The 7,333-nt window shown below is 61.3% G+C and carries 6 protein-coding genes; 5 read left to right on the forward strand and 1 reads right to left on the reverse strand.

The window, feature by feature from the left end; translation table 11 throughout:
- Positions 1-345 (reverse strand): hypothetical protein (locus CR103_RS21400; RefSeq protein ID WP_143752711.1); only part of this gene is annotated, 345 nt, incomplete at its 3' end.
- A 243-nt stretch (positions 346-588) separates the two neighbouring features.
- Between CR103_RS21400 and CR103_RS21405 the strand changes: the two genes are divergently transcribed.
- The 5 genes from CR103_RS21405 to CR103_RS24250 all read left to right on the forward strand — a co-directional run bounded on the left by CR103_RS21405 (position 589) and on the right by CR103_RS24250 (position 7,331).
- The gene (locus CR103_RS21405) at positions 589-2,646 is read left to right on the forward strand and encodes a type VI secretion system Vgr family protein (protein ID WP_229443768.1); all 2,058 of its coding nucleotides are present in this window, start codon (positions 589-591) and stop codon (positions 2,644-2,646) included.
- Positions 2,589-3,347, forward strand: coding sequence for a DUF2345 domain-containing protein (locus CR103_RS23725; protein WP_229443770.1), 759 nt, complete (start codon positions 2,589-2,591; stop codon positions 3,345-3,347). Before CR103_RS21405 ends, CR103_RS23725 begins: the two co-directional genes overlap by 58 nt.
- 28 nt (positions 3,348-3,375) lie before the next feature.
- Positions 3,376-5,409, forward strand: a complete 2,034-nt coding sequence (locus CR103_RS21410; protein ID WP_099917919.1) for a phospholipase D-like domain-containing protein — start codon at positions 3,376-3,378, stop codon at positions 5,407-5,409.
- 60 nt (positions 5,410-5,469) lie between these two features.
- Entirely contained in the window at positions 5,470-7,035 is a 1,566-nt protein-coding gene (locus CR103_RS21415) for a tetratricopeptide repeat protein (protein WP_180279488.1), read from the forward strand.
- Between the two features lie 131 nt (positions 7,036-7,166).
- Complete coding sequence (locus CR103_RS24250; RefSeq protein ID WP_370659479.1) at positions 7,167-7,331, forward strand: PAAR domain-containing protein; 165 nt, start codon at positions 7,167-7,169, stop codon at positions 7,329-7,331.
- The last annotated feature ends 2 nt before the right edge of the window (positions 7,332-7,333 follow it).

A 7,333-nucleotide genomic window follows, 5' to 3' on the forward strand; every position in this document is an offset into this window, starting at 1 on the left:
TGCCGCCGTGGCCTCGATCACCGTCCCTTTGTTCAAGTGATACTTCAGGTTTGCGCTGATCTCGACCGCGAGCATCCGGCGATTCGCAGTCACTTTCTCGGTCGCTTGCTTTGGTACCAAAGACATGGGATGCATGTGTTCCAACTGCCAGGAAATCTCTTGCCGGATGTCCCAGCAGAGCGTGCCTGGATCTTGCCAGCGACGCCAGACCTCCGTGTTTTCGAGCGCTCGCGTCCAGGCATCGATCGCGCCCTGGTTGCGAAACTGAACCGGATATGGCCTGCCGAACAGCGTCGTGACGCGGCTGCAGTCCAGTGCCGGATCGACATCGATGACGCCGCCCACTGGCGGCGGTCTCCGGCCAGGCGCGACTGCGGCAGCCCGTCCAGGAGACGTTTGTCCACGTCGTTTCAGGTTTGTCGGCATATTTGCCCCCTACAAAATCGATTCAAGAAAACTACCCTCAGGAAAACTTTAGACATGGCGCAGGGAAACGTATTGATTTAGATCAATCTCCACTTGGCAACATCGGGATAACGTAGCCGCTGGACACTTTTTCTTTTGCGCCACGGCAATCGGAGGCAGTCAATGAGCGGTAGCCAGGAAACTGCGGTCGGTGCCGCGCTGTCGGCGTTCAGCGGCGCGTCGCAACACAAGCGCCTCATGCGGCTTGCATTTCCGTTCGAGGACGGTCCGCCCGCCATCCTGCTGCCGAATAAACTGGTCGCCCGCGAAGAAGTCTCGCGCAGCTTTCGCTTCGATGTCGAGGTGCTGTCGGACGACCCGCGCATCCCCCTGAAAATGCTGATGGGCCGGATGGCGACGGTGTCCCTGGTGCGCCAGGATGGCTCGCTGCGCTACTTCAACGGCCACATCACCGAGTTGCGCTTCCTGCGCACCGACGGCGGCTTCGCCTTTTACCAGATGGTGCTCGAACCGTGGCTCGCGTTCACCCGACTGCGCAAGGACAGCGTGTCGTTCCACGGCAAAAGCGTGCGGGAGATCACCGAGGAAACCTTGAAACACTACCGCCAGGCCGACTGGCACATGCATGTCTTCGAGGACGACCCGCGCCTGAGCGTCGCCAACCAGCACAACGAGACCGACTACAACCATCTGCACCGGCGCTGGGAAGCGCGCGGCCTGCACTACTGGTACGAGCACCGGTTCGACGGCCACACGCTGATGCTGTCGGACAAAAGCTTCCATGCCGAGCCGATCGACGTCACCCGCCACGACGATGCGGCCGTGATTGAATTTCGCGACAAGAGCGGCTCGCTCGAGGACGACGGCATCCGCGAATGGACGGCAATCCGCCGTCTCGGTTCGGGCAAGACCACGCTGGCGACGTTCGACTACAAGAACCCCACGGCGCAGCGCGCCAGCGTCGATTCGACCAACGCACAAGGCGACGTCTTCCCTTACGAGCGCTACGAGAACACCGGGTCCTACGGCTTTCGCATGCGCAGCGACGGCGAACAGCTGGCCGCGCAGCGCATGGTCGAGCAGGACAAGGACACCCAGTACTTCGAGGCGGCGGGCAACGACAGGAGCGTGCTGCCGGGCCGCACCTTCAAGCTCGGTCACCATTTCAGCGCCGAACCGCGCTCGCGCCAATACGATCCCGAACCGCGTCGCGGCATCGGCGAGCGCGACTATCTTATCCTGGCCGTCGATCACGAAGCGGCCAACAACTACCAGGCCGGACCGGGCGTGTCGTCGCACTACGAGAACCGGTTCACGTGCATCCGCAAGGACATCCGCTGGCGTCCGGGCCGCAACTACCATAGCGAACCCGGCACCGGTACCTACACCGGGCTGCACACGGCGACCGTGGTCGGTCCCGCCGGCGCCGACATCCATACCGACGGCTACGGCCGCGTCAAGCTGCAGTTCCACTGGGACCGGCTGGGCAAGTACGACGAAAACAGCTCGCCCTGGATCCGCGTCATGACGCCGGCCGCCGGCAGCCAGTTCGGGCAGATCCGCCTGCCGCGCGTTGGCGAGGAAGTGGCCGTGGTCTACCCCGACGGCAACATCGACCATCCGCTGATCATCGGGGCGCTCTACAACGAAAAGCACATGCCACCCTGGTCGCTGCCGAAGCAGCAGGCGCTGGCCGGCCTGCGCTCGCGCGAACTGGGCGGCGGCGCACGCGGCAATCACCTCGTCCTTGACGACACCAAAGAGATGATCCAGGCGCAGCTCAAAAGCGACCACCAGTGCAGCCAGCTGTCGCTTGGCCACATCACGCGCATCGAGGACAACGCCGGGCGCAAGGATGGCCGTGGCGAAGGCTGGGAGCTGCGCACCGACGGCCACGGCGTGGCGCGCGCGGCGAAGGGACTGCTGATCACGACCGAGGCGAGGCAAGGCGCGCGCGGGCCGATCAAGGACATGGGCGAGACGGTCAAACGACTCGATGCCGCGCACAAGCTGCAGCCGCAGTGCAGGGCCTGGCGCAGGAGAGCGGGCAGCAGCACGACGTCGCTGATTCATTACAAGCACAAAATGACGCGGTGCGCGGCGCCGGCGAACAGTTTCCTGAGCTGTCCCACCCCCACCTCGTCCTGGCCAGTGCGGCCGGCATCGAGACGACCTCGGCGCAGTCGACCCACATCGCCAGCGCCGAGCACACAGCGCTGACGACCGGACGCAGCCTCTCGATCGCCACAGGCGAAAGCGTGTTCGCAAGCGTCAAGCAGACGTTTCGCCTGTTTGTGCACAAGGCGGGCATGAAGCTGGTTGCAGCGGCCGGCAAGATCACCGTGCAGGCGCATGACGACGAGATACAAATCATTGCCAGCAAGGTCTTGTCCCTGATCAGCCAGTCCGACTGGATCGACCTGAAGGGAAAAAAAGGGGTGAGGCTGCACGGCCCCGAGTGCATGGTTGAAATTACCGACCGGATGCAGGTTTTCGCGCCCAAGCCAGCACTATTTCACGGCAACCTGGAGACCCTCGCCCCCCAGAACCGGCCGCATCCATCAACGGAGCACAAGATCAACATTACAGAGCCGAAGGCGCCGGAAGATCCGAAGCAGCTGCTCTTCATGCTGCAAACGCATCCTGAAAACGGACGCCCGTTGGCGAACGTTGCTTACACCCTTTACAAGAACGGCAGTTCGGCCGGCGAGGGTATCACCGACGACCTTGGCCGTATCGCCATCGCGCATACAAGCGGAACCCCGGGATACACAGTCGAACTCGCAAACGGTGAAAAATTCGATCTCGCGGCCTCGGAAAAATTTGATCCCAAGGACAACGCCTTGCACAGCGAGCAAATGCTGTCGAACCAAGGCGCGCGCTCGCTCGATGGATCGGCGCAAGGCCGCACGCACGCCTGAATTGGCAACCAACAGAACAGGAACCTTCATGAGCTCTGAAAAGTATCTGCGAACCGAAAAGGTTCACATCGACGAAGTCAGCTGCCAAGCGACAAGCACCATTCAATGGTTTGCAGAAAACAAAAACAAAAAGGGAAACGCCACCCATCCCATCACGCACAACAACAAGCTTACCGTCCATATATGCGGAAAAGATGGCTTCGCGGCCATCGCCAGGGACATCGCGGAAGCGAAGGACAGCATTGACCTGGTGTGCTGGGGCTTCGATCCGGCAATGGAGCTGGTGCGAAATGGCTATACCTGGCCGCGGGCCGAGACCTATGGCGACCTGTTGATTGCAGCGGGAAGGCGCGGCGTGCGGGTTCGCTTGCTGGTCTGGTATAGCTACAGCGGCGGCAAGGTACAGAAACATATGCCCGGCTATAGTCACGGCACCGACCCTTGGCGCACCGCGGACAGCGATGTGGAAATGCAGCAAATCAATGCCCAGCGCAGTGTGCAATTGATACGCGAGCATGCCCGGGAGAAGCGCCATAAAAAAGAATGGAACATTTCGGGCGACGAGCTCGCGGCAATGGCCAGGGAAGAGTATTGCCACAGCTGGTATAAAGCGGCGTTCAAGGGGAGGCTGCAGGGCATTGATATTCGCACGCGTGACGGCACTGCCGACGCTATCGGCGGTGCCCTGGAACGGGAGGCGACGAAGCCGGCCTTCTTCGAGAGGCTGGGGATGAAATTTGCCGGGACTCATCACCAAAAGCCGATCCTGATCGACTTTGCCTACGAGAACGGAAGGAAGGCGGTTGCTTACGTCATGGGTCTTAACTCCGTCACCGACTACTGGGACACCGTCGAGCATTGCGTCGAAAATCCGCTGCGCGAGCAGGGCGCCGCCAAGACCAAGGAAGAGCATGCGCAGGGCGTCGACGGATGTTTCGATTTCGAGACCTTGAAGCCGTACCGCGACTACGCCTGCCGGATCGACGGAGGCCGGGCACTCATACCGCTGCACGAGAATTTTGAAGGCGCCTGGGACCGTGCGGGTGGCGGATCCAAGGTAAAACCGTTCGTGTGCGCCGCGCCGCCGGCCGGCCTGCTGCGCAAGGCCGCACCCGGTGACTCGACGGTGCAAATCGTCAGGACCCAGCCCGAGGAAGATGACTTCACGATCAAGGACATCTATTTCAACGCCACCCGCGTTGCCGCCGCGGGGACGGGCTACCTGTACATGGAAAATCAGTATTTTCAATACCAGGAATGGGCCGAGCACTTGCTTGCGATCCGAAAAAAGGTCATCGCCGGGTGGAATCGAAACTGCGCGAAGATCGGAAAGGACCCCGAGGAGTTGCCGGTCATGCACGTCTTCGTCGTCATCCCGGCGCCGGAAAAGGCGCAGATGATTCCACGTACTTACGAGACGCTGGCCTCCCTGGGACAGCAGAATAGGATGACCGGGCAGGTCAAGATGATCGACCAGACCAACGAGAATGCCAGGATTCAGAAGACTGCGTCGAAGCAGTTTTTCGGCGACGCCGTGGACAAGCGGGCGAGCGCGCCGCAGGCCTTGCCGGAGGTTGTCTCGGCTGCAAACCAGATCAACAAGCCTTCCCAGCTGATTCTCGAAAAGAAGTTCGGCCTGCAGGTGTGCGTGGCCATGCTCAACGCCTGCGAATTCAACCAGGCGCGGCGCCAGTGGCGCTACCGTGAAATTTATATCCACTCCAAACTGCTGCTGGTCGACGATGGCTTTTTCACGCTCGGCAGCGCCAACCTGAACCAGCGCAGCATGGCGGTGGACAGCGAGATCAACCTTGCCACAAACGACCGGCGCCATGCGACCGAACTGCGCACCCGGATCTGGTCGCAGCTCACGGGTGGGCTCCATGACGGGGGCAACTGTACGCGGCAGGAAATCAAGGAAACGTTCAAAAATTGGGGAGCTTTGATGAAAAAAAACAAGGACAGACAAAAGGCGCTGTCAATCGACCCGGTCGACAAACGGATGGAGGGCTTCATCGTTCCGCTGGACGATGGACGAAGCTCGACCATGCGGCTGGGGTGAACCATGGGTGCCCTTGCCGCTTTTCTCCCAAGGCGTTGCCGCGGTGCGGCAACCTTACTGATGACTCTCACTTTACTGGTGGCCTGCAACATGGACAAGACCAAGGTTCCCCCCCACATGCAAGCACTGGCGCCGTTCGATCCGCACATTGCGTCGTTCGAATGCCAGACCGAAACGAGCAAGGTGCCGCCCATCGACGCCCAGGCCGAAGACTGGTTCCTCGAGGCGCGCGCGATGGAAGATGGGTTTATCTTCGTCGACGATGTGGATTACAAAAAAGTCGTCCAGCTGACCCGCCAGGCCGCCGAACGGCATCACTGGAAAGCGATGCTGAACCTGGCCAGTCTGTACGTGGAAAAGCATGATCCGCCAAACGGCGAAGATGAAGCGATGCTGCTGGTGTCGCAGGCGATGGAACTGGGCGTGCCGGCCGCTTACGACAGGATGGGCACTTATTATCTCAACGGCACGGGCGTGAATGGCGATACCGACCGCGCCTACGCCTTTTTCCAGAAGGCGGCCGCGATGGGCAACCCGCAGGCGATGGCTTTCCTGGGCGAGAAGATAGACGCCGGTGCTGACGGTCTCAAGCCGGGCTACTGGGGCAACATCCCGATTGCGATCAAGATGTTCGAATGTGCGCTGGCCCAGGGCTATGGCACGGGCGCGGTTGAAATGGAACCAATGTATGCGGTCCCCAGGGCGCCGGATGGAACGCAACTCGGCAGGGAAACCCCGGAAACCCGCGACCGCGTGTTGCGCGCCTTGCACGAGGGCGTGAAGGGCGGCTGCAAGTACTGCGCGGACAGATTGTTTATCGAGTTCGACCATCCGGGCAAACTGGAAAACATGTTCGTGCCGTTCATCGACAAGGCACGCGGCCAGCGTTACGACTTGCTCGGTGACGCACTCAGTTTCAACCCCGACCGCCGCTTCCCGAACCTCGACAAGATCCTGCCCTTGCCGCCGGGCTTGCTGCCGCCTTGGGACGGCCAACGCGACAGCCTGCTCGCAGCGGCGATGGCCGTCGTGCCCACGCCAGACGCCCCGGCACGCACCGACGCCTCGCTCAAGAAAGGCCGCTTCTTTCTCGACAGCGCCTATGCGTTCCGGCCAGTTCAGGAAACGACCGACGCACTCCAGGCGCCCTTTGCCAGCTACTGGCAGCCGACGGCGCCGAAGGACAGCGCGCAGGTGCACACCTTCCTGGCAACGATCGCGCCCGGCCTCTACAGCAAAGGCGAGGCATTCGAGCAGCCGCGCTACCCGAACGGCACGGCAACGAAAACCATTCCAGGCATCGTCTGGCAGCGCGTGCTTACCGTGCGCAACAACGGCGGCGCGGTCGCGCCACGTACGGCGCTAAGGCTGTCGCGTGAAGTCGCGCGGCCAGTTTCGCACATGGAATGCGATTCGCACAAGGAGTGCCCGGCGACGGGCACCTGGCAGCCGTGGCTGCCACCCGGCCATCCTCACGAGCAGGCGGTCAACCAGGCGTGGCGGCAGCGCTGGCTGACGGCCGGACAGCCGTTTCCCGATCCGAAGCGCGACTGGATGCTGCCGCTGGACAGTGCCGAGTTGAAGTGGCATTTGCTGGAGGCGGAGGCAGAAACGCCGAAGCGCTAATGGCGGTTGGTTCATCAACTTCAGTGTCGAAGGGGTCAAAAATGAAACATGAAGGACGCGCCGTGATTCGGGTAAATGACAAGACCGATCACGGGGGACAGGTTATCTCCGTCTCGTCTGGCACCATCGTCATGGGAATCGAGGCCGCGCTTGCGGACGATATGACTTCCTGTCCAAAATGCAAAGGAAACTTTCCGATCAAACCGGATGGCAACGGTGCCAAGCATAAGGGAAGACCGTACGCGTATCACAACGACGTTACCGCTTGCGGGGCAAAACTGATTTCCTCGTTGTAGCC

Origin of the sequence: Massilia psychrophila, from assembly GCF_002760665.1 — a bacterium.
Classification (GTDB): Bacteria; Pseudomonadota; Gammaproteobacteria; order Burkholderiales; family Burkholderiaceae_D; genus JAFCUW01.

Coding starts and splice junctions, on each gene's coding strand:
- CR103_RS21405 (WP_229443768.1), top strand. CDS start 589: ATGAGCGGTAGCCAGGAAACTGCGGTCGGTGCCGCGCTGTCGGCGTTC.
- CR103_RS21410 (WP_099917919.1), top strand. CDS start 3,376: ATGAGCTCTGAAAAGTATCTGCGAACCGAAAAGGTTCACATCGACGAA.
- CR103_RS21415 (WP_180279488.1), top strand. CDS start 5,470: ATGACTCTCACTTTACTGGTGGCCTGCAACATGGACAAGACCAAGGTT.
- CR103_RS24250 (WP_370659479.1), top strand. CDS start 7,167: ATGGGAATCGAGGCCGCGCTTGCGGACGATATGACTTCCTGTCCAAAA.